Genomic DNA, 23,096 nt, shown 5'->3' on the forward strand with positions numbered 1-23,096 from the left:
CAATAATTTAGAATCTAAAATTTAAAATCTAAAATCTACTAAAAATGTCAGATCAAAAACCAATTATAAGAACAGATGCACCAGCTCCGGAAGGATTTGAAGGAGAGGGGTTTTTCGCAACCAAATTGAGCAGTGTAATCGGAATGGCTAGAAAGTTTTCACTTTGGCCTTTACCTTTTGCTACTTCTTGTTGCGGTATCGAGTTCATGGCTACTCTAAACCCAACGTATGACGCATCAAGATTTGGTATGGAAAGAAACTCTTTCTCGCCAAGACAAGCAGATATGTTGATGGTTTGCGGGACTATTTCTAAAAAATTAGGTCCTGTTTTAAAAGAAGTTTACACTCAAATGGCAGAACCGAAATGGGTAGTTGCTGTTGGAGCTTGTGCTTCAAGCGGAGGTATTTTTGATACGTATTCAGTTTTACAGGGAATTGATAAAATTATTCCGGTAGACGTTTACGTTCCTGGTTGTCCTCCAAGACCAGAACAGATTATTGAAGGTGTAATGCAGGTGCAAGCTTTAGCAGAAAGCGAAAGCATCAGAAGAAGAGATATGCCGGAATACCAAGCATTGCTTGATTCTTATAATATTAGCAATTAATTGATACGGAAATGACGAACGAATTTGTATTAGAAGCGATAACGAGAGAGTTTCCGGAATCTGTAATTTCAAGCTCAGAGCCTTATGGAATGCTGACTGTAGAAATTAAAAAAGAGGATATCAAAAAAATAATTCATTATCTTAAAGATTCATCATTGGAAATTAATTTCCTTACTGATGTTTGTGGAATCCATTACCCAGAATTTCCAGAGAAAGAAATCGGAGTTGTTTATCACTTGCATAATATGATGACGAATTTCAGAATCCGTATAAAAGCTTTTATGTCAAGAGAAAATGTTGAAGTAGATTCTTTAACAGAGCTTTATGCAGGAGCCAACTGGATGGAAAGAGAAACTTTTGATTTTTATGGAATTAAATTTAAAGGACACCCAGATTTAAGACCTATCCTGAATATGGAAGATCTTGGTTATCATCCAATGCTGAAAGAATACCGTCTTGAAGATGGTACTAGAACAGATAAGAACGACACCATGTTTGGTAGATAGGACAAATTTGAAATTGATTATTTGAAATTTGAAGTGAATCAAATCTCAAATTTCAAATCTCAAACCTCAAATGAATTTATTATGAAAGACAACTCATTATCTAATATACTTAACCAGCACAACAGTAACGAACAAATCGACGGGCAATTATACACCCTGAATTTGGGACCTACTCACCCTGCAACGCACGGAATCTTCCAAAACGTTCTTACAATGGACGGTGAAAGAATTCTTCACGCAGAGCAGACCGTTGGTTATATCCACAGAGCTTTTGAAAAAATTTCTGAAAGAAGAAATTATGCTCAAATCACGACGCTTACAGACCGTATGAACTACTGTTCTGCGCCAATCAACAATCTTGGATGGCACATGACTGTAGAAAAACTGATTGGTGTAAAAGTTCCGAAACGTGTAGATTATATGCGTGTTATTTTAATGGAATTGGCAAGAATCGGTGACCATTTGATTTGTAACGGAGTTACCGGAATGGATGCAGGTGCCATTACAGGTCTTACCTATATGTTCATCGAAAGAGAGCGTATTTACGATATGTACGAGCAGATTTGTGGTGCTAGAATGACAACTAATATGGGAAGAATCGGAGGTTTTGAAAGAGATTTCACTCCAAAATTCCATGAGTTGTTGAAAGATTTCTTAAAAACATTCCCGGCAAGATTCCAGGAATTCTGTAATCTATTGGAGAGAAACAGAATATTTATGGACAGAACCATTGGTGCAGGTGCAATTTCAGCAGAAAGAGCATTAAGCTATGGTTTCACAGGTCCAAATTTACGTGCAACAGGTGTGGACTACGATGTAAGGGTTGCACAACCTTATTCTTCTTATGAAGATTTCGATTTTATCATTCCAGTAGGAACTTCTGGTGACACTTACGACCGTTTCATGGTTCGTCAGCAGGAAATCTGGGAATCTTTGAAAATAATCAACCAAGCGTACGACAATTTGCCGGAAGGTCCTTTCCACGCAGATGTTCCAGAATTTTATCTTCCTGAAAAAGCTGATGTTTATAAAAAAATGGAAGCTTTAATTTACCATTTCAAAATCGTAATGGGAGAAACTGACGTACCAAAAGGAGAAGTTTATCACCCTGTAGAAGGTGGAAACGGAGAATTAGGATTCTATTTAGTGAGTGATGGCGGAAGAAGCCCTTACAGACTGCACTTCAGAAGACCATGTTTTATCTACTACCAAGCATATCCTGAAATGATCACAGGTTCTGTAATTTCAGACGCTATCGTTACGATGTGTAGTATGAACGTGATTGCGGGAGAATTAGACGCATAAAAGAAATTATAGATTTTGGATTATAAATTTTAAATTAATCTAAACTCTTTAAATATAAATTAATATCAAAATTGATAGGATTTTTAGAACTAAGATTTTCATCTAAAATCTAAAATCTAAAATCTAAAATCTTTAAATATGAGCGAAACAATAGCTTTTAAACCGGAAAGTTTACAGCAGGTACACAAAATCATGGCAAGATATCCTGAAGGAAGACAAAAGTCTGCCCTTCTTCCTGTTCTACATTTAGCGCAGAAAGAATTTGGAGGATGGCTGGATGTTCCTGTAATGGATTATGTTGCTGAATTATTGAGTATTAAACCTATCGAAGTATACGAAGTAGCCACTTTTTATACCATGTTTAATATGAAGCCGGTGGGTAAATATGTTTTGGAAGTTTGCAGAACCGGACCTTGTATGGTTTGTGGAAGCGAAAAAATTCTTGACCATATCAGAACGAAATTGAACATAAAAGATGGACAAACCACTGAAGATGGAATGTTCACTTTAAAACCAGCTGAATGTCTTGGAGCTTGCGGATACGCACCAATGATGCAGTTAGGAAAATTTTATCACGAAAATTTAACGATAGAAAAAGTTGACGAAATCCTAGATCTTTGCAGAGAAGGACAAGTTGATTTGGGCTAATAGAAATTTTAAAATCTAAATTTTAGATTTTAAATTATTCACTTAACGTTTAATACTAATTAATGCAAAAAGCCAAAAGCTGATTGCAATAAGCAAATAAAAATGAGTAAAAAACTTTTACTTAAAGACGCACACGTAGAAGGAATACGCTACTTCGAAACTTACCGCAAACAAGGAGGTTACGGAGCAGCTGAAAAAGCCTTTAAAATGACACCCGAAGAAATCCTTGAAGAAGTAAAAGTTTCAGGTCTTCGTGGTCGTGGTGGTGCAGGTTTCCCAACAGGAATGAAGTGGAGCTTTCTGGCAAAACCTGAAGGTGTACCAAGACACTTGGTAGTAAATGCCGATGAATCTGAACCGGGAACTTTCAAAGACAGATATTTGATGGAATTCATTCCTCATCTTTTGATCGAGGGAATGTTGATTTCATCTTTCGTTTTAGGTTCAAACGTTTCTTATATCTACATCCGTGGAGAATATTCTTGGATTCCTGATATTTTAGAAGAAGCGATTGAAGAAGCTAAAGCTGCAGGATTTTTAGGTAAAAATATCTTAGGAACAGGTTTCGATTGCGAAATTTATGTTCAAAGAGGTGGTGGAGCTTATATCTGCGGTGAAGAAACTGCTTTACTTGAATCTCTTGAAGGAAAAAGAGGAAACCCAAGATTGAAACCACCCTTCCCTGCTGTAAAAGGACTTTGGGAAAGACCAACGGTTGTAAATAACGTTGAATCTATTGCGGCAATCGTTCCGATTATCGATATTACCGGTGCAGAATATGCAAAAATCGGTGTTGGTAGATCGACTGGTACAAAATTGATTTCTGCTTGCGGAAATATCAATAAACCCGGTGTTTACGAAATCGATATGACCATCACGGTTGAAGAATTTATTTATTCTGATGAATATTGTGGTGGAATTCCAAACGGTAAAAAGCTAAAGGCTTGTATTCCTGGAGGAAGTTCAGTTCCGATCGTTCCGGCAAACTTATTATTGAAAACGGTAAACGGCGAACCAAGATATATGAATTATGAATCTCTTGCTGATGGTGGTTTTGCTACCGGAACAATGATGGGTTCAGGAGGATTTATTGTTTTGGATGAAGACCAGTGTATCGTAGAACATACCATGACTTTAGCGAGATTTTATAATCACGAAAGTTGCGGACAATGTACTCCTTGCCGTGAAGGAACGGGATGGATGTACAAAATTTTGAAAAAAATTGAGAAAGGAGAAGGAAAAATGGAAGACATCGATTTGCTTTGGGATATCCAGAGAAAAATTGAAGGAAACACAATTTGTCCTTTAGGTGATGCGGCAGCTTGGCCTGTTGCAGCAGCGATCCGTCATTTCAGAGATGAATTCGAGTGGCATATTAAAAACCCAGAATTGTCTCAGACACAGAATTATGGTTTGGCTCATTATGCAGATCCTATTCCGGCTGCAGCAAGTAATTAATAGAGATTGAAATTTTGAAGAAGTTTATTGCTGCAGGTTTATTAATCTCAAATTTTGTTTTCGCACAAAATACTAAGATTGATACTTTAGAAGAAAGACATAATGATGAATCGCTTCTAACATCTTACGAAAAACCAGAACCTCTAACTAAAAAAGGTCAGATGTTCGTTTTTTGGGGTTGGAACAGAGCAGGATTTAGTAATTCTGATATCAGATTTAAAGGAAATGGTTACGATTTTACATTAAATAATGTTGTAGCACATGACAGACCTTCAGAATTAAGTTGGGCATATATCGATCCGGGACAGATCTCTGCGCCACAGTTTAATTTTAGATTAGGATATTTTATTAAAGATAATTTAGCATTGGTAATTGCTCAAGATCACATGAAATATGTGATGGACCAAGAGCAGACTGTTGATTTTAATGGAAATATTTCAGATCCGAAATATGCGGCAATGGTTAAGAATGGGCAAGTTGATTTAACAGATCAGGAATTCCTGACTTTTGAACATACAGACGGACTTAATTATGTAAATGCAGGTCTTGAGAAATATAAAAGCTTATTAAATAAAAAGAATTTTGATATTTCATGGGCTTATGGAGGTGGAGTCGGAGTTTTATTTCCGAAATCTAATGTAAAATTATTCGGAAACGAAAGAAGTGATAGGTTTCACGTAGCAGGATTTGGGTTGGATGCAAGAACCAACATCAATTTTGTTTTTTGGAATCGTATTATGGCAAGAGTTGAAGGGAAATTCGGTTACATTAATATGCCGGATATTAAAACAACTCTTAATAATAAACCTGATAAAGCCAGTCAGGATTTTGTATTCTACCAGATTAATTTCGGGATCGGATATACATTTAATACAAGAAAATATAAATAAAGCATTTGCTTAAAATATAATTATGAGCGAAGAGGTTAAAAAATTCAAAATAACGATAGACGGACAAACTGCTGAAGTTTTGCCCGGGACTTCTATTTTGGAAGCTGCAAGACAAATCGGTGGAAAATCTGTTCCTCCAGCAATGTGTTACTACAGCAAATTGGAAACCAGTGGTGGAAGATGTAGAACATGTTTGGTAGAAGTTTCTAAAGGTTCAGAAGCAGATCCGCGTCCTATGCCAAAGTTGGTAGCAAGTTGCAGAACCAATGTGATGGACGGAATGGAAGTAAAAAACCTTTCTTCTGAAAAAGCTCAGGAAGGTAGAAAAGCGGTTACTGAATTCTTGTTGGTGAATCACCCGTTAGATTGCCCGGTTTGTGATCAGGCAGGAGAATGTCACCTTCAGGATCTAGGTTACGAGCACGGAAATCTTGAAACCAGAACAGAATTTGAAAGAAATACTTACGAAGCAGACGATTTAGGTCCACATATCAAATTGAATATGAACCGTTGTATCTTGTGTGCAAGATGCGTTTTGGCGGCAAATCAATTGACAGGTGAACGTGAGCACGGAATTCTTTTCAGAGGAGATCATGCTGAAATTTCTACCTATTTAAATAAAGCTTTAGATAATGATTTCATCGGAAACGTGATCGACGTGTGTCCGGTTGGAGCATTAACCGACAGAACAGCTCGTTTTGCAAGCAGAGTTTGGTTTACAAAGCCAATGAATGGTTCTTGCAAATGCGATAAGTGTTCTGGAAAAGCAACAGTTTACTTGAAAGGTGACGAAGTTGTAAGAGTAACTGCTAGAAAAGATCAGTGGGGAGAAGTTGAAGAATTTATCTGTGATACTTGTCGTTTCGAAAGAAAATCTCTTTCAGACTGGAACATTGAAGGACCAAGACACATCGACAGACATTCAGTTATTTCATTAAACCATTACGAGAAGCCTAAAGACGAATTAAGAGTTTTAGACAATCCAATGGCTAAAGAAATCAGCGAAAAAGACGAAATATAAAAATTTGAAAATTTATTTAATTTGAAAATTTGAAAATCGGGATTATTTTAAATCTCAAATTTCAAATCTCAAATTTCAAACAATAAAACAATGGATTTAATTACATTTAAATTAATACTTGTACTTGCACTTTTCCTGCTTTCATTAACGATTGCAGCCTATTCAACCTGGGCAGAAAGAAAAGTTGCAGCCATTATGCAGGACAGAATCGGGCCAAACAGATCAGGACCTTTCGGTTTGCTGCAGCCTCTTGCAGATGGTGGTAAATTTTTCTTTAAAGAAGACTTTACTCCTGCCAATGCAGAAAAATTCCTTTTCGTATTGGGACCTGCGTTGGTGATGTTTATTTCATTAATTACCGGAGCGGTTATTCCTTGGGGAAAAACGTTAAACTTAGGCGGAGTTTCTTATGATTTACAAGTTGCTAACATTGATGTTGGTGTACTTTTCATCATCGGAATGGCTTCTATCGGAGTTTACGGAATTATGATCGGAGGTTGGGCTTCCAACAACAAGTATTCATTATTAGGTGCAATCCGTGCTTCTTCGCAGATGATTTCTTACGAATTGGCGATGGGTCTTGCATTACTTTCTATCATTATGATGACAGGAAGTTTAGATTTAAAAGTAATTACTGAAAATCAAACTGAAGGAAAACTTTGGGGAATTATCCCTATCGGTTCTGGGATGAACTGGAATATTTTTTACCAACCATTAGCATTCTTAATTTTCTTTGTGGCAGCTTTGGCAGAAACCAACCGTCACCCTTTCGATTTACCTGAATGTGAATCTGAATTGGTAACAGGTTATACTACCGAATATTCTTCAATGAAATTAGGTTTATACATGTTTGGTGAATACGTGAATATGTTTATTTCTAATGCATTCATGGTAGTTCTTTTCTTCGGAGGGTACAACTATCCGGGAATTGACTGGGTTACTGAAAACTGGGGAGAAAATGTAGCAGGTATTTTGAGTATCGTAGCATTTTTATCTAAAACGGTAATCGGAATTTTGATCTTTATGTGGATCAGATGGACGCTTCCAAGATTCAGATACGATCAATTGATGCATTTAGGATGGAAAACTTTAATTCCATTGGCATTAGTCAACTTAATGATTACAGGAGCTGTGATTTTAGCTTTTGGAAATTAAGAAAAGAATTTGAAAATTTGATAATGAGAGAATTTAAAAATTAACATTATCATTTTAAAATAAAATAGTAAATAATTAAGATAACAGACAAGATTAGTCTAAAATCTAATGTCTAACATCTAATATCTATAATTAAATGAAACTTACAAACAGATCAAAAGTTGTTTCAAATAAAGAGATGACCTTTTCTGAGAAAATCTACTTACCGGCGATTTTCAAAGGAATGGGGATTACTTTTAAGCATGCTGTGAGAACCGTTGTAAAACGTGCTCCCAATGTTTATTCTTATCCGGAAGTACAAAAGCCTAGAGCTGATATCTGGAGAGGTCAACATGTTTTGAAAAGAGATGAAGAAGGCAGAGAAAGATGTACAGCTTGTGGATTGTGCGCAGTAGCATGTCCTGCAGAAGCGATCACAATGACTGCTGCTGAAAGAACCAGAGAAGAAAAAGATCTTTACAGAGAAGAAAAATATGCATCGGTATATGAAATCAATATGCTGAGATGTATTTTCTGCGGTATGTGTGAAGAAGCTTGTCCGAAATCTGCAATTTATCTTACAGACAGATTGGTTGATGTTGAGACCAACAGAGGATCTTTCATTTACGGTAAAGATAAATTAGTTGAAAAAATAAATGAAAGGATTGATATCACAGAAAGACAATCCGAGAAACAAAAAAATGCGGTAAAATAATGGATCAGTTTTTATTTTTCTTGGTGGCGTTTTTAGCAGTGGCAAGTGCGGTTTACTTCGTGTTTGCAAAAAATCCTTTATATGCTATTTTGTCATTAATTGTTACAATGTTTTCTATTGCGGGTATGTATATTCTTCTGAATGCACAATTCCTTGCAATCATCCAGATCATCGTTTACGCAGGTGCTATCATGGTACTTTTCCTTTATATCTTAATGATGCTTAACCTTAATAAGCAAGACGAAAGTAAGAAGAACAATACTTTAAAGTTTGTTGGAGTTTTTACAGCAGGTCTTCTTTTGATTGGTGTTTTAGGAGTTTTCAGAGGAGTACAGGATAATCATGTAGTGGTTGAGAACGTAGATAAAGGGGTAGGTCTTACAAAGAACCTGGGAAGACTTTTATTTAATGAATATGTTTTGCCGTTTGAGCTTGCTTCCATCCTGATTTTGGCAGGTATTGTAGGTGCGGTACTAATCGGTAAAAAAGATTTATAAAATTATGGGAGAAGTAAATACATTTATGCAAAGCATCCCTCTGGAATATTTCATCACTCTTTGTTCAGTTTTGTTCTGTCTTGGAGTTTGTGGGGTATTGCTTAGAAAAAATGCGATTGTAATTTTAGGTTGTGTAGAGCTTATGCTTAATTCTGTAAACCTTTTATTGGCTGCATTTGCGGCGTACAACGGGAACAGCGACGGACAGCTTTTGGTATTCTTCATCATGGTAGTTGCAGCAGCCGAAGTAGCGGTTGGTTTGGCAATTATTGCGATGTTATATAGAAACACCCGTTCTGTAGATGTAGGTATATTTAATAAATTAAAAGGATAAGAATGGAGAATTTAATATATGCAATAGTACTTTTACCACTTATAGGCTTTCTTATCAACGGACTTTTCGGGAAAAATCTTCCAAAGATTGTAGTCGGAAGTTTGGCAACAGCTGCAGTTTTTGCATCTTTTTGTATTGCGGTAAGCTTATTTTTAAAATTTGACTCTGAAAGTCCGGCGGTTGTCGTAAAAGCATTCGAATGGTTCAGAGTAAATGGAATTCAAATCAACTTCGGTTTCCAGATTGATCAGCTTTCATTAATGATGGTAATGATTATCACAGGGATCGGGTCTTTAATTCACCTGTATTCTATCGGATACATGAGCCACGATAAAGGTTTCTATAAGTTTTTTACTTATTTAAATCTTTTCATCTTCTCGATGTTACTTTTGGTAATGGGAAGCAACTATATGATTTTATTCATCGGTTGGGAGGGTGTAGGTCTTTGTTCTTATTTATTGATCGGATTCTGGTATACCAACGAAGAATACGGTAAAGCAGCAAGAAAAGCTTTCATCATGAACAGAATTGGTGACCTTGGTTTATTGATCGGTATTTTCATGATTGCGTCTCAGACCAATTCTGTAGATTATATTTCAGTAGCACAAAATGCTTCTAAATTTGAATTAGACGGAACAATTATCATCTTTATCACAGCCAGTTTATTTATTGGTGCTGTTGGTAAATCTGCTCAGGTTCCTTTATATACTTGGTTACCCGATGCGATGGCAGGTCCAACTCCTGTTTCTGCATTGATTCACGCAGCAACGATGGTTACTGCAGGTATTTATTTGGTGGTAAGATCAAATTTCTTATTCACTTTAGCTCCAACTGTTCAGGGCGGAATTTTATTGATTGGATTCTTAACGGCAGCTTTGGCTGGTTTCTACGCACTGCGTCAGAACGATATCAAAAAAGTTTTGGCATATTCTACAGTTTCACAGCTTGGTTTCATGTTCATCGCTTTAGGTTTGGGAGCTTATTCTACAGCAATGTTCCACGTAATGACACACGCTTTCTTCAAAGCATTGTTATTCTTGGGAGCGGGTTCTGTAATTCACGCAATGAGCAACGAACAGGATATGCGTTTTATGGGCGGACTTAAAAAAGTAATCCCAATCACGCACATTACATTCCTTATCGGAACATTAGCGATTTCAGGTTTCCCTTTACTTTCAGGGATGATCTCTAAAGACGAAATTTTGGTTGCAGCATTTGCTAAAAACCCTATTTACTGGGTAATGTTATTCATTTTAGCAGCAACAACCGCAGCATATATGTTCAGACTGTATTATTTGACTTTCCACGGAGAGTTCAGAGGTACAGAAGAGCAGAAACACCATTTACACGAAAGCCCAATGAACATGACATTACCATTGATTGTTTTGGCGATACTTTCAGTAATCGGAGGTTTTATTAATTTACCACACTTTATCGGTCACGGTCATTATGCTAAATTAATGGAATGGCTGAAACCGGTATTGACACCGGAAAGCTTTAAGCAAATGGAAATGACTCTTTCGGGAGTTGATTTTAATACAGAAATGATTCTTTTGGGAGCAACCATCTTAATGTTCTTTACGGTTTGGTTCATTGTGAAAAACATGTATGTGAACAAAAAGAAAATGGCTCTTGCCGAAGAAGAATATACAGGCTGGGAAAAACTTTCTGCTAAAAAGTTATATGTTGATGAGCTTTACAATGCATTAATTGTAAAAACTTTTGAAGGACTTGGACGTGGCGGAAAAATGTTTGACAAAGGCGTTTTAGACCGTTTTGTAGACTACATAGGTGAAGGTGCTGAAGACAGCGGAAAATCTATGAAGCGTATTCAAAACGGAAATGTTGAGAACTATGTTCTTATCATGACTTTGGCTGTGGGAATTATACTGATTGTTAACTTTATATTACAATAATGTCTTATTTACTATTAACATTATTACTTTTACCTCTTGTAGGTTCGGGATTAACCTTTGCATGGAAGAACGCTTTCAGCAAATATTTGGCGCTGGGAATTGCTTTGATTCAGATGTTGCTTACATTTTACATCCTTTCGGATTTTGATTTTAATCTGACTGTAGATAGTTCGCTGCAATATGAGATTACTTATCCTTGGTCACAATTTATTAAAAGTACTCTTCATTTCGGAATTGACGGAATGAGTTTGCTTCTTTTATTACTGACCAATATTCTTTCGCCTCTAATTATTTTATCATCATTTAACGAAAACGTAAGCTACAAAAACTCGTTTTACGGACTTATTTTGCTGATGCAGTTTGGTCTTGTAGGAGTATTTACAGCTTTAGACGGTTTGTTATTCTATATTTTCTGGGAAGTAACGCTTATTCCGATCTGGTTTATTGCTGCTCTTTGGGGACAGGAAAACAAAAGAATGGAATTCACTACAAAATTCTTCGTATATACATTCGTAGGATCTTTGTTTATGTTGGCTGGTTTAATCTATGTTTACACGCATTCAGCATCTTTCGCTCTTACAGATTTGTATAATGCAGATTTGGGTGAAACGCAGCAGATTGTTGTATTCTGGTTTATCTTCTTTGCTTTTGCAGTGAAGCTTCCGGTTTTCCCTTTCCACACTTGGCAACCGGATACGTATACTTATTCTCCAACTCAGGGATCAATGCTTTTATCAGGAATTATGCTGAAAATGGCGATCTATGGAGTAATCAGATATTTATTACCAATTACACCGACTGCTATTTTCGGAATTTCAGGACAGATTGTAATCATCCTTGCAATTATCGGAATTGTTCACGGAGCTTTAATTGCGATCATCCAAACAGATATGAAGAGAATCATTGCCTATTCTTCTTTCTCGCACGTTGGATTAATGGTTGCAGGTATTTTCTCTTCAGCGGTTCTTACTTTAAGAGGAACTTTAACGATTGAAGGAGCTGAAGGAGCTTTGGTTCAGACTTTTGCTCACGGTATCAACGTTGCAGGTTTGTTCTATTGTGCAGATATTTTATACAAAAGATTCAAAACAAGAGACATCAGACAAATGGGAGGTTTGGCAAAAGTAGCGCCTAAGTTTGCGGTATTGTTCTTACTGATCATTTTAGGTTCAATGGGAGTTCCGTTGACGAATGGTTTCATTGGTGAATTTATCCTTATTAAATCTATCTTTGATTTTAATGTATTGGCTTCAATCATTGCTGGTTTAACCATCATTCTTTGTGCGGTTTATCTATTGAGATTTTACGGTAAAGCAATGTTTGGTGAAGGTAATGCTGCAGTTTTGAGCACAGCGAAAGATTTATCGGCAGTTGAATTTTCAGTATTGGCAAGTATTGCAGTATTTGTGATCTTGTTAGGAATTTTCCCTCAACCGATTATTGATATGGTGGGAAGTTCATTGAAGTTTGTGTATTCATCGATGATCAATTAAGATTAAAGATTTAAATAAAAAATTAAAAGAATTAAGAGATAGGAAGTAAAAAGGTAAAAAGTAAAAAGAACCAAGTAATAAAACCTGGAATCTTAAACTTTAAACCTGGAATTTCAAATCTCAAATCTCAAATATAAATTATGAGTGTTTTAATTATTGTTTTCCTGACAGCAGTTGCTGCATTATTCTCGGGAGTTTTTGAAAAGGGAAAATTCGCAAGATACATTGGGATTTTTGGGTTAATCGTTGCATTATATGTAAGTTTTTTACCTGAAGCTTCTTTCTTCGAAAAATACAGATTAATGTATGAGTACGGACAAAATACAGCTTTGTTTACAAAAATTTCTATTGTAACGACTTTGCTTTTATTCTTCCTGGGAGGTTTTGCATTCAGCAACCACAGAAACCATCAGTCAGAATTGTATGCATTGATGCTTTTTGCATTATGTGGCGGTTTTGTATTGTTCGGATACCAAAATTTAGTGACTTTGTTCTTAGGAGTTGAAATCTTGTCTATTCCGTTATACGTAATGGCAGGTTCCAACAAAACAGACCTTAGATCAAACGAAGCTTCATTGAAATATTTCCTGATGGGAGCATTTGCAACAGGTTTCTTATTATTAGGAATTGCATTTATCTACGGAAGCACAGGAACATTTGATTTATACAGAATTCACGATTTCAGCACAGTAAATCCAACAAACGGAATGTTTATTCTTGGAGTTGTATTAATGCTTTGTGCGATGGCATTTAAAGTAGCTTTGGCACCTTTCCACATGTGGAGTCCGGATGTTTACCAAGGTTCACCATCATTGATTACCGCTTTCATGGCGAGTGTTGTAAAAATCTCAGGATTTTATGCATTATTCAGATTAATGACGATTGGATTCTCTGGTGTTACTCATGAGTGGATTAACATTTTAGGCGTATTCCTTATCATTACTTTATTATTAGCAAACGCAATGGGTCTGGCTCAGACTAATGCTAAAAGAATGTTGGCGTACTCATCAGTTTCGCACGCAGGATATATCGGTTTGGTATTCTTCGGAATGAACGCACTTTCAACGTATACATTAGCGTTTTATTTATTCGCTTATTCATTGTCTACAGTGGGAGTATTTATGTGTTTAATCTGGGTTGAAAAACTAAAAAGAGAAACTTCTTACGGCGCATTCAAAGGTTTGGCTAAATCTGAACCATTATTGGCAACCGTTGCAACAATCTCTTTATTGTCAATGGCTGGAATTCCTTTAACGGCAGGTTTCATGGGTAAATTCTCATTATTTGCTCAGGCTTTAAGCAAAGACAACAATGCATTCTTAGTAATTATAGCAGTTTTAGGTTCTGCAATCTCAATCGCTTATTATTTAAGATTAATTATCGCAATGTTCTTCTTTAAAGAAACTACTTTCAAAACTTCAGAAAGAGTTACGGTAACTTACAATATTGTCGCAGTATTTATTATTGCATCGATTATTGCACTGGGAGTTTTTCCTGATTTATTTGCAAAGCAATTCGGATTATAATCTGAATCAACATATTTAAAATTTAAACCTTTCAATTTTTTGGAAGGTTTTTTTGTGCTAAAATTTAAAACAATCATCATTTGTCGTAGAATTACTACAAAATATTTAATTAAATCTTATTAACTTTAAATAGATGAAAAACACAAACACAAATGATAACGGATTTTATAAAACACAAAGTTCGTCCGGATGACAACCTAAGTTCTATCGCCGCCCGAATAAATATTTCTGAAAAAGATTTGAAAGAATTTCACAATCAAAATTGTGGAAAAATGGATAAGCTTTTTGTAACAAACCTTAAAGGAATTGAGTTTGTCTTAATTCCTGTGCATTTTATTTCTGAAGAAGAAAAGAAAATTGAACAACAGCAATTACTTCCACCAGCTTATTATTTTCTGAAATTTCATTTTGACACATATTCTGTCGAAGAAAATTTTGACCAATCAGAAAGTGAAAATTTAAAGTTTAATTACAAAATCGATCTCAACATTCGGGAAGAGAAAGAAAATATTATTGCTGAAACTCACATTAAAGATGTAACAAAAAACAATGAAATTCTGGATAACAAAATCTCTTCTCTTTCTTTGAAATGTATGGAAAGCCTCTATCCAATTTCTTATAAAATTTCATTAAACGGTAAAATAGAATCTTTTTTTAAGCATCAAAGTTTAATCAAAAAATTTAAAGCAAAACGAAATGATATTGAAGATTTTTTCGTTGGAGACATTTCTGAAAAATATCTCAATACGTTTGAAGAAAATATCTCAGACGAAACTTATTTTTTCAGGAAGATGCAATCTAATATATTGTATCAGATCTTATTTCCAAATCTGGAATGGTTCGACAAAAAATCGACATGGAAAGAAAAATTTTATATTCAAATCAATTCATTTCCGTTAGAATTCAGTTTTCAGACTGAACAATTATTTGAAGATTCTGAATTTGTAGAAACTACAGTTAAAGGAACTCTTTTAGAAAACTGCAGTCTTAGAGAATTCCTTAAAGGAAATCGGATTGAAAATGAAAATGAAGACTTTGAAAACAGTATCAATGCTGAAATTCAGATTAAATATTTCACTCATAATATCACCAAACAATTACATGAAATAAAATCTTCTGCCAATATTTGGTATCAAGACGAATTATTTCAAAAGCATCAATTACAAATAACACACAATTAAGATGAAAACCTACCAATCACAACCCAATGATTCTTTTGCAGGAATTGCCAAAAAATTTAAAATAAAAGATGAACATTTTCTGAAAACATTTCATAATCTGAATTGTCCACAGAGTGAAACAATAAAAGACGAAATTCCCGCAGGAACCACACTCTTGATTCCGGAAGATCCGCAGTTTCTTAATGATGAAAACGAAAACATTGATGAACAAACAAATGCAATGAATAATGAAAGTGAAACTGAACCCGATCCCGGAGAAGATACGATGGATAAAGAGTCTGAACAAACTTCATCAACAGATGATGATAGTAAGGAAGAAGAAAAAAAAGAGCAAAACAGTGAAAGCAGTTCTTCTGAACACGATGGGAAATATTTCGTTATTCCCAAAGGTAAAGCCATGTGCGATAAAGGAACCCAATTTCCGGGTTTCAAAGTAACAAGCCACCAAAAACACTTTTGGAACGATGAGAACGGAGAACCCGATTATCTTGCCGTCACTGAAGACGACGTAATGTTTAATCCGCCTTCAGTACCTTTCGGAAGCTGCTCGGTAAAAAATGGAAATCCATGTGCATTTGCACCTTCAGGAAAATGGACAAAAACCTACGACAAGGTAAAAGTAATGAGTAAATGCTGCGTAACGGAACTCTCAGAACTCATGTGTTCCACCGGCGGAAAAATCACAGTTTTAAAGCACGGACAAGAATCTGAATTAGGAAAAAGCAACGTCAATAATGCTGATTCAAAAGAGCAGCATGTATATAATCCCATTGTGGATTTTGAGGAATTTAAGGAGAAAATAAATGATAACAATGAAGATGCCTGGTAATTTTAAAAATTAAATCATGGGAAAAAAAGGCGTAGCTCAAATTTCAGGAGTTGTAAAACCGATAGTTGGAGAAACTTACACTTATAGTGTCACGAGTTGGTATCCCGATACCGAACCTGAAAAAAGAAATCCTAACAATGTAACATGGGAACTCTTTAAGCAAAGAAGTTTAGGCAAATTTACCACAACCAATATCAGGAAAAAAGGAATCAGTAGTTTTACGTTTGGAGAAAAAGCGGTCGGCTCAGTTTATAAGTTACAAGCTTATCTTTATGAGCCTGAAGGAGGCGGACTTATTATTACTCCTCAACCTGCAAAGATTCCGAAGATTGATAAAGTAGAACTTTTCTATGTAGATGATAAAAAAGGCAGTACTTTTAGCTTTATGGAAAAGCTGAGAGCCAGAGCTTATTGTGTAAATATGCTGAAGAAAGAGCTGGTTTTCACTTTATGGGAAGATGATGCAAAAGGTGAAGGTCATAATGCGAATAACAAACTGATAGAAACCGCAAAGCAAAAGTAAACGAAAACGGAATTGCCGTTACCGAATTTATGCTCACCAAAGCTTTGATGAAAAAGGCAATGCAAGGCGAAACTGATCCGAAACAATTGGAATTTTATGTCACCGTAGAATATTATTCACATAAAAAACATGCAACAGATAATGTCGATATCAACAATCTTTTTCCTCCTATAAAACATGGAGTTCCGGTAAAGCCTGGAGGAGTTCCGAAAGCAAAAGGTTCACCCGCAGCCTCTAAACCGGCGAGTAAAAAAGAAGAAAGAGGGATTTTGGAAAATGTAAGAGATTGGTGGAAAGATTTTGATTTTTGGGATTGGGGGGAAAGCAGCGGAACAATAAAAAAAGACAAACCGCCTACTGTGCAGAAACCAGATGGGAGAAGTCCGGCAATTGTAAAGGGAGAGAAGCCAACTTCAACTTGTATTTGTAAAGAACAATATAAAGATTTGATCTGGGGCGGAAAAGTAAGTTGTGAGTTTAGGAAGAAAGTAGTTAAAATGTCCCAAACTTTAGGTTTACCCCAACAAAATCTTGAGGGGGCTAATTGGCTAATGGCTGTGATGGCATTAGAAACCGGACGTAGCTTCGATCCTACAATAGGTACTTTTAAATCTAATCAGGATGATAATAGAAAAGGAGGCTATGTAGGGTTAATACAATTTGGGAGAGATGCATCAATTGATCTAGGAGTAAAGCGTTCAGCACTTATTAAAATGACAGCAGAAAAACAACTTGATTATGTAGAAAAACATTTCCTTCAAAAACGATTTAGAGGAAAGCTAAATACAAAAACAGATTTATATTTAGCAGTAAATTATCCCAACGCTTGTGGTCGCGGAACTGAAAAAAACTATGTCGTTTATGACAGTACTAAGGCAGCCTATGATGATAACCCTATGTTTAAAAGAGAATCTAACGAATATTATATCGATAAAAGAGGGAAAAAACAATATTACGAAGGAAGGGCGGGAAAATCTTACGTTTGGGAATTTGAAGAAGCGATCAATGATTATTACAATGAAGGAAAAGCCGTAAAAACAACAACATTTACATGTCAGAATGTTCAGGCAAGTACAGCGACCGCAAAAGATCTTGTAACATATCACATATACAGTGACGGAAAGATAGAAAAACATATTCCGAAGATCATTAAAGAAGAAAATAAGAAGAAATATAAATATATTTATCATGATAAAGAAGGCTCTTTTCATGAAATGGGAACTTATAACATCATACCCACTCAAATGGTAGGCGGAAAAACAGGAACGATGGTAAACCTTATCAATTTTGATAAAGTAAACAAAACCTATAAAAAAGGTGTTTATCAATATACTTTTAATGTGGATTCACCAAGAAAATATGTCAACGAAAAGACACTGGCAAGCTTGTTTGGTGCAATGCTGGAAGTAAACTATAACGATATTAGTTGTAACGGTTTTAGTCATTCAGACGGTTCGTCTCGTCCTAGTGTGAGCCACATTAATGGAAAAAATGGTGATTTTAAATACTTAAGAAAAGATAAAAGATTAATGTTTGGTGATGGAACCAGTTTGGACATTAGTGCAAACCCCGGTATGTTAGACGATGTACGACAAAATAAATGGAATAGTGCATTATATAAATTTGGTTGGAAAAGTATGCTGGGATGGAGCTATAAGAGAAACGGCAAAGTACATTATCTTAATCATCTTCCGAAAAACACAAAAAACCACCATCATCACTTGCATTTGCAAGGATATAATCCTAATTATAAAGAAATTAAAGAATGAAAATTTTTAAACCAATTGCATTAAGCTTTATTGTATTAATGTTCTCTTACTCTTGTAAGAAAGGCGAAGCAAAGCAAAAAGAATTTAATAATGAAATAATAACTGACAGTACAGCTACAATGAAAAACAACTTACCATATACTTCGGATAATGTAAAGCAATATTATAAAATTGATAGTGATTCTATAAGCTATGTCGTTAACTCATTACACAAAGGGCTTGTTTCTGCCAGTTTTGATGAAAAAAACAAAACAATTCCGATAAAGGAAAATGATTTTGAAATTCAGCCGGATTCGAAATATAAATATTATGTTTTGGAAACCTTTAAATTCTCTTATACCAATACAGCAAAACTAATTATCTATAATATTTTTGGTGAAAATGATTCTAAAATTTTGAATATCCAGCTAAACAGTTATATCAATAATACTCTTGTAGATCAGTTATTACTTGATTGTCGATTCACCTTTGAAACAGAATATTACAGAACTTTTACAATAGGAACAGAGAAAAATATAGAAATTATCAAACATTCTGTTGATAATTTAGAATACAATGAAGAAGGAGATATTGTAGGCGAAAAAAAACATGCAGATTCTGCTAAAGTAAAAGTAGATTATACAATAGATAAAAACGGAAAATTCGTTAAAAAATAAGATATGAAACCATTTGTATGTTTTTTTGTGCTTTTTGTCAATTTATTTTGTCAATCCCACAGTACAGAGCAGATAAATAACGATAAAGAGTGGAGTGGAAATTATTCATTTTCTGCCAAAAACAGAGATGATTTAAAAACAAGTTTTAATATCAATATTATAAAACTCGATAATATTACCGTAAAATATATCAGTGACGATGGTAAACCTGAAATTTACAAAAACCTGAAAAGTAATTTTGTTCAAAAGAATAAAATCAAAATAAATTTCAACCCCAAATATGAAGAAATGGGGATTATTTATATCGAAAAAGTAGAAAATGAATATTATATTTCAGGAAGTCCTATATATTTTATAAACCCGGGAAATGATGAAATGCCCTTGCGAAAGGTAAAATAAAAAACATGCAACAGATAATGTAAAATATCAACAATCTTTTCCTCCCATAAAACATAAAATCCGGTAAAGCCTGAAGATGTTCAGAAAGCAAAAGGCTCTCCTGCAGTATTTAAACCAGCGAGTAAAAAAGAAGAAGAAAGATATTTAAAAAGCATTGAATATGTGGCAAAAAAGAACCCGCCATACATTTAGAAATAATAATACCATGAGAAAAACATATTTATTAATACTTATTACAATATCTATTACTTTAACAAATTGTAAGAAAGAAGAAATATCACGTACTGATCCAATTATAGAGAAGAGCAATAGTATAAATAAATTTTTCAAACAAGAAGATGGTTTTGAATATACCAAACTTGGTCTTGCATGCAAAAATAATAACCTTGCTAATGTAAAAGAGTTAATTTCTAAAGGAGCCGATATAAATATTGTAAAGAAAGATGACATTTATGAATATGATGCCCTTTCTGTTGCAATAGAAAACAATCATTATGAAATTGTTAAATTTTTAATTAATGAAAAAGCAGATGTTAACAAAGTATATAATGAAGATGGTTTAACTGCAATTGGATTAGCAACAAAGTTAAATCAAAAAGAGATTGTTGAACTTTTATTAAAAAACCACGCAAATCCTAATGGTTCAGATGCATCAGAGACAGATTACAAAGAAACTCCATTATTAATTGCTATCCAAAATAACAATATTATCATTGCCAAGTTATTAATAGATTCTGGCGCAAATATTAATGATACCGATAAAGATGGTAATACAATAAAAAGTTTAATTTCCTCAAAAGGAGGGCAATGGGAAAATCTAGTTTCTGCTAATGCTCAAAAACTATTAAAATTCAATGGAGAATACTTTGCAGAAAATGACAAATTGAGTGATTATGGAATATCATTAAACTTCAAAAATGATTCTATTATTTATACAGAAATTGGCAATATGGGAAAAACGTACAATCAATATTTACTGAAAGTAAGTTTGACAGAAAATAATAAGATATATCTCAAATATGATAAAACATTGAATGGATATACGGTAAATGCAAATAAAGGCAATTACTTTGGAATAGTTACATCTGAAAAAATAGGTTTATTATTTGAAAGTGAATATTTATCAGAAAAATTTGATGTTGATAAAACTTTTATGAGTAAATAATATCACAAAAATAAAATAAGAAGAATAAAAAAAACTTATACTTCAAAAAAGATGAGTTCGCAGTAATTTTAAATCTTGGTGCAATTTTTGAAACGAAATGACAAAAAAATGAAAAATTTTATTTCTGCTTTATTTATAGTTTTAAGTATCAATTTCACTATGGCTCAAACTTATCATTTCCCGGAAGAATCTGATGTGCACGAAGGAACCTGGTTACAGTGGCCTCATCAATATCAACATGGTGTAACGTACAGAAATCATGTGGAGTCAACTTGGGTAGAAATGGTAAAAGCATTACAAACCAACGAAAAAGTTCACATCATCGCTTATAATGAAGTTGAAAAACAGAGAATCATCAAAGTTTTAGAAAAAGAAAAAGTTTCTTTGAAAAATGTAGACTTTAAAATATATCCGACAGATGATGTTTGGATAAGAGATAACGGACCAATTTTCGTAAAAGACAACAACGGAAATGTTTTGATTGAAGACTGGGGTTTTAATGGGTGGGGCGAAAAATATGATTTTGAAAACTGTGATCAAATCCCATCAAAAATCGGAAAAGATTTAGGTGTAAAAGTGATTGATCTTGGTGAAGAAATGGTCAACGAAGGTGGCTCTGTAGAGACTGACGGAAACGGAGTTTTGATGGCTTGTAAAAGTTCGGTCATCAGTCAGGAAAAAGAATCAATCAGAAACAAAGGAATTACCCAAAGGCAAGCCGAAAATATTTTTAAAAAATATTATGGCGTTTCCAAAGTAATCTGGTTAGATGGCGTTACAGGTCTTGATGTTACCGATATGCATATTGACGGATTTATGAAATTCATCAATCACAACACCATGCTTACAATGAAAGAAGAAGATTTGCTAGAATTAGGACTTTCTGAAAGTGATGTTGAAAAATTGTACTCCGCAACAAACACAGAAGGTAAAGAATACAAGAAAGTTTATATTCCAGCGACAAAAAATAAAGTGAAAACGGCTTATGGAAAACAACTTGAAGACAAAGGTTCTTATGTAAATTATTACGTAGCCAACGGAGTTGTTTTAGTTCCGAACTATGGAGATACTAACGATAAAATAGCCAATGAAATTATTCAAAAACAATATCCCAACAGAAAAGTGATCGGTATTGATGTAAGAAATCTCTATGAAAATGGAGGAATGATTCATTGCGTAACGCAACAGCAACCTGCAGGAAAGCTATTAAAAGAAAAGAATTAAAATATTATTTTTTTTTATGATAAATAAAGTTTCAAGTGATATTACCGGTCTCGACAAATCATTCGCTGATTTTCTCAGAATGATTTACACAGAAAACAAATAATAAAATTTTTCACATACATATTTTACCTCTGAATATTTCCGGAGGTGTTTTTTTGAGGGTATATAATATTTTGGTATATAATATATGCCTATCATTTTTTCAGGAGCTTAATCCGGCTTTCACTACTCGCTTTTTTGCACCAAGCTACTCCTTTTATGCAAAAAGAGCTCAAACATACCGTTCAATCCGGGCTAGGGTGGTAGTTTACAATTGAACTTTCAGTTATATATATGTATTGTGTTCTTATCATTTAAAATCTAAGATTTGAATTACTATTTTAAGATACACTCATTTATAATTTTGCTTGGATTGAAAAATTAACTAGAACAATGATTAATAAAGGTAGCGCTCCTCCGGAGCGCCACCTTTGTAGCAAAACAATGATTAGTTAGAATCAAAGCTCCATGGGAGCGACACATAGATCACAAGTCCTTTATTTTCCATTAGTCTTTCTTTGCTAAGTGAAACGCTTTTGTTTATCTTATATAAGGATACAACTGAAAACTCTTAGTCTGCCTTTGCGATAAAAACGCTTCTCTGTATATATTATCATAGATATTTCCCTCTGGAAACCTTTTCTTTCTTTTTTATTGTACTCCGATAATCCCAGAACTTAAGCCTTTGCGATAATTATCCACGCTTTCCAAGGCTCCAACATTATTGCTCTCCAACTCTTCGACACATCCGATAACCTGTCACTTTCAATCTACCATCTAAAACCCTGCTACCTAATGTTCAAAATTTTGAATCATAAAACCAGCTAGTTACCATGGAATATTGCTTAAATATGAATTTTATGTTAAATAAATTAGGATTGTGTGGTAATAAAGTACTACTTTTGCCCCACTGAAAAACGAGAGTTGTTCGGTAGCGCAGAAGAGCTTTGAACAAGGCAAAAACGATAAGACTAATGTTATCTACGAATAGGTAAAGATCTTAAAAAACTTTTAAATTTTTTGAAATAAAAATTTGCGAGAAATAAAAAGATTAGTATCTTTGCAGTCCGGTAAAACGGGAAGCGCAGTAGAATAAATCAAGTGCTAGGAAATAAGGATTTAGGGTCATCAAAAAACTTTAAAATTTCTTTCAAAAACATTTGGTCAATTAGAAATAAAGTTTTACTTTTGCACACGCAAATCGGTACTGAAAACGACAGAAAATGTAGGTATCGTAAAAAGCGAGAGAGAAGAGATCATTGA

General features: G+C 34.4%; 22 protein-coding genes. All 22 read left to right on the plus strand.

The features are described 5' to 3' along the window. Positions 1–44: 44 nt before the first annotated feature. The 22 genes from BUR17_RS14980 (at position 45) to BUR17_RS15085 (ending at position 21,794) form a co-directional block, all read left to right on the plus strand. Positions 45–605 carry an NADH-quinone oxidoreductase subunit B gene (locus tag BUR17_RS14980; RefSeq protein ID WP_074231131.1) on the plus strand — a complete coding sequence of 187 codons (561 nt, stop codon included), beginning with the start codon at positions 45–47 and terminating at the stop codon, positions 603–605. 11 nt (positions 606–616) lie between these two features. Next, positions 617–1,111 carry an NADH-quinone oxidoreductase subunit C gene (locus BUR17_RS14985; RefSeq protein ID WP_074231132.1) on the plus strand — a complete coding sequence of 165 codons (495 nt, stop codon included), beginning with the start codon at positions 617–619 and terminating at the stop codon, positions 1,109–1,111. 81 nt (positions 1,112–1,192) lie between these two features. Continuing rightward, the gene (locus BUR17_RS14990; protein WP_074231276.1) at positions 1,193–2,416 is read left to right on the plus strand and encodes an NADH-quinone oxidoreductase subunit D; all 1,224 of its coding nucleotides are present in this window, start codon (positions 1,193–1,195) and stop codon (positions 2,414–2,416) included. A 138-nt stretch (positions 2,417–2,554) separates the two neighbouring features. Further along, positions 2,555–3,064 carry an NADH-quinone oxidoreductase subunit NuoE family protein gene (locus BUR17_RS14995; RefSeq protein WP_074231133.1) on the plus strand — a complete coding sequence of 170 codons (510 nt, stop codon included), beginning with the start codon at positions 2,555–2,557 and terminating at the stop codon, positions 3,062–3,064. Positions 3,065–3,166: 102 nt separating this feature from the next. Continuing rightward, positions 3,167–4,522 (plus strand): NADH-quinone oxidoreductase subunit NuoF, encoded by a 1,356-nt coding sequence (gene nuoF, locus BUR17_RS15000; protein WP_074231134.1) that lies wholly within the window; start codon positions 3,167–3,169, stop codon positions 4,520–4,522. Between the two features lie 161 nt (positions 4,523–4,683). Further along, positions 4,684–5,412 (plus strand): hypothetical protein, encoded by a 729-nt coding sequence (locus BUR17_RS15005; protein ID WP_228418783.1) that lies wholly within the window; start codon positions 4,684–4,686, stop codon positions 5,410–5,412. 22 nt (positions 5,413–5,434) lie between these two features. After that, complete coding sequence (locus tag BUR17_RS15010; RefSeq protein WP_074231135.1) at positions 5,435–6,433, plus strand: 2Fe-2S iron-sulfur cluster-binding protein; 999 nt, start codon at positions 5,435–5,437, stop codon at positions 6,431–6,433. A 90-nt stretch (positions 6,434–6,523) separates the two neighbouring features. Continuing rightward, a complete protein-coding gene (gene nuoH / locus BUR17_RS15015) occupies positions 6,524–7,588 on the plus strand; it encodes an NADH-quinone oxidoreductase subunit NuoH (protein WP_074231136.1) in 1,065 nt (354 codons plus the stop codon). A gap of 136 nt (positions 7,589–7,724) precedes the next feature. Next, a complete protein-coding gene (locus BUR17_RS15020; protein WP_066680251.1) occupies positions 7,725–8,282 on the plus strand; it encodes a NuoI/complex I 23 kDa subunit family protein in 558 nt (185 codons plus the stop codon). Continuing rightward, positions 8,282–8,779 (plus strand): NADH-quinone oxidoreductase subunit J family protein, encoded by a 498-nt coding sequence (locus BUR17_RS15025; protein WP_074231137.1) that lies wholly within the window; start codon positions 8,282–8,284, stop codon positions 8,777–8,779. Before BUR17_RS15020 ends, BUR17_RS15025 begins: the two co-directional genes overlap by 1 nt. Before the next feature lie 4 nt (positions 8,780–8,783). Continuing rightward, on the plus strand, positions 8,784–9,113 hold the full coding sequence (nuoK, locus tag BUR17_RS15030; RefSeq protein ID WP_074231138.1) for an NADH-quinone oxidoreductase subunit NuoK: 330 nt from the start codon (positions 8,784–8,786) through the stop codon (positions 9,111–9,113). Between the two features lie 2 nt (positions 9,114–9,115). Next, positions 9,116–11,029 carry an NADH-quinone oxidoreductase subunit L gene (gene nuoL, locus BUR17_RS15035; protein ID WP_074231139.1) on the plus strand — a complete coding sequence of 638 codons (1,914 nt, stop codon included), beginning with the start codon at positions 9,116–9,118 and terminating at the stop codon, positions 11,027–11,029. Continuing rightward, entirely contained in the window at positions 11,029–12,522 is a 1,494-nt protein-coding gene (locus BUR17_RS15040; RefSeq protein WP_074231140.1) for a complex I subunit 4 family protein, read from the plus strand. The genes nuoL and BUR17_RS15040 overlap by 1 nt, the downstream gene beginning before the upstream one ends. 140 nt (positions 12,523–12,662) lie before the next feature. Further along, complete coding sequence (locus BUR17_RS15045) at positions 12,663–14,048, plus strand: NADH-quinone oxidoreductase subunit N (RefSeq protein ID WP_074231141.1); 1,386 nt, start codon at positions 12,663–12,665, stop codon at positions 14,046–14,048. Positions 14,049–14,200: 152 nt separating this feature from the next. Beyond that, on the plus strand, positions 14,201–15,229 hold the full coding sequence (locus BUR17_RS15050; protein ID WP_074231142.1) for a LysM peptidoglycan-binding domain-containing protein: 1,029 nt from the start codon (positions 14,201–14,203) through the stop codon (positions 15,227–15,229). Between the two features lies 1 nt (position 15,230). After that, positions 15,231–16,058, plus strand: a complete 828-nt coding sequence (locus tag BUR17_RS15055) for a DUF4280 domain-containing protein (RefSeq protein ID WP_074231143.1) — start codon at positions 15,231–15,233, stop codon at positions 16,056–16,058. A 16-nt stretch (positions 16,059–16,074) separates the two neighbouring features. Further along, the gene (locus tag BUR17_RS15060; protein ID WP_074231144.1) at positions 16,075–16,581 is read left to right on the plus strand and encodes a hypothetical protein; all 507 of its coding nucleotides are present in this window, start codon (positions 16,075–16,077) and stop codon (positions 16,579–16,581) included. Between the two features lie 29 nt (positions 16,582–16,610). After that, positions 16,611–18,350: a hypothetical protein gene (locus BUR17_RS21045; protein WP_228418773.1), complete on the plus strand. Its 1,740-nt coding sequence runs from the start codon at positions 16,611–16,613 to the stop codon at positions 18,348–18,350. After that, a complete protein-coding gene (locus tag BUR17_RS15070) occupies positions 18,347–19,006 on the plus strand; it encodes a hypothetical protein (protein WP_074231145.1) in 660 nt (219 codons plus the stop codon). The genes BUR17_RS21045 and BUR17_RS15070 overlap by 4 nt, the downstream gene beginning before the upstream one ends. A 3-nt stretch (positions 19,007–19,009) precedes the next feature. After that, complete coding sequence (locus tag BUR17_RS15075; RefSeq protein ID WP_143747597.1) at positions 19,010–19,405, plus strand: hypothetical protein; 396 nt, start codon at positions 19,010–19,012, stop codon at positions 19,403–19,405. Between the two features lie 160 nt (positions 19,406–19,565). Continuing rightward, positions 19,566–20,570 carry an ankyrin repeat domain-containing protein gene (locus BUR17_RS15080; RefSeq protein WP_084550640.1) on the plus strand — a complete coding sequence of 335 codons (1,005 nt, stop codon included), beginning with the start codon at positions 19,566–19,568 and terminating at the stop codon, positions 20,568–20,570. Between the two features lie 108 nt (positions 20,571–20,678). Further along, positions 20,679–21,794, plus strand: a complete 1,116-nt coding sequence (locus tag BUR17_RS15085; protein WP_074231148.1) for an agmatine deiminase family protein — start codon at positions 20,679–20,681, stop codon at positions 21,792–21,794. Positions 21,795–23,096 lie beyond the last annotated feature (1,302 nt).

Source organism: Chryseobacterium scophthalmum (genome assembly GCF_900143185.1).
GTDB classification, from domain to species: Bacteria; Bacteroidota; Bacteroidia; order Flavobacteriales; family Weeksellaceae; genus Chryseobacterium; species Chryseobacterium scophthalmum.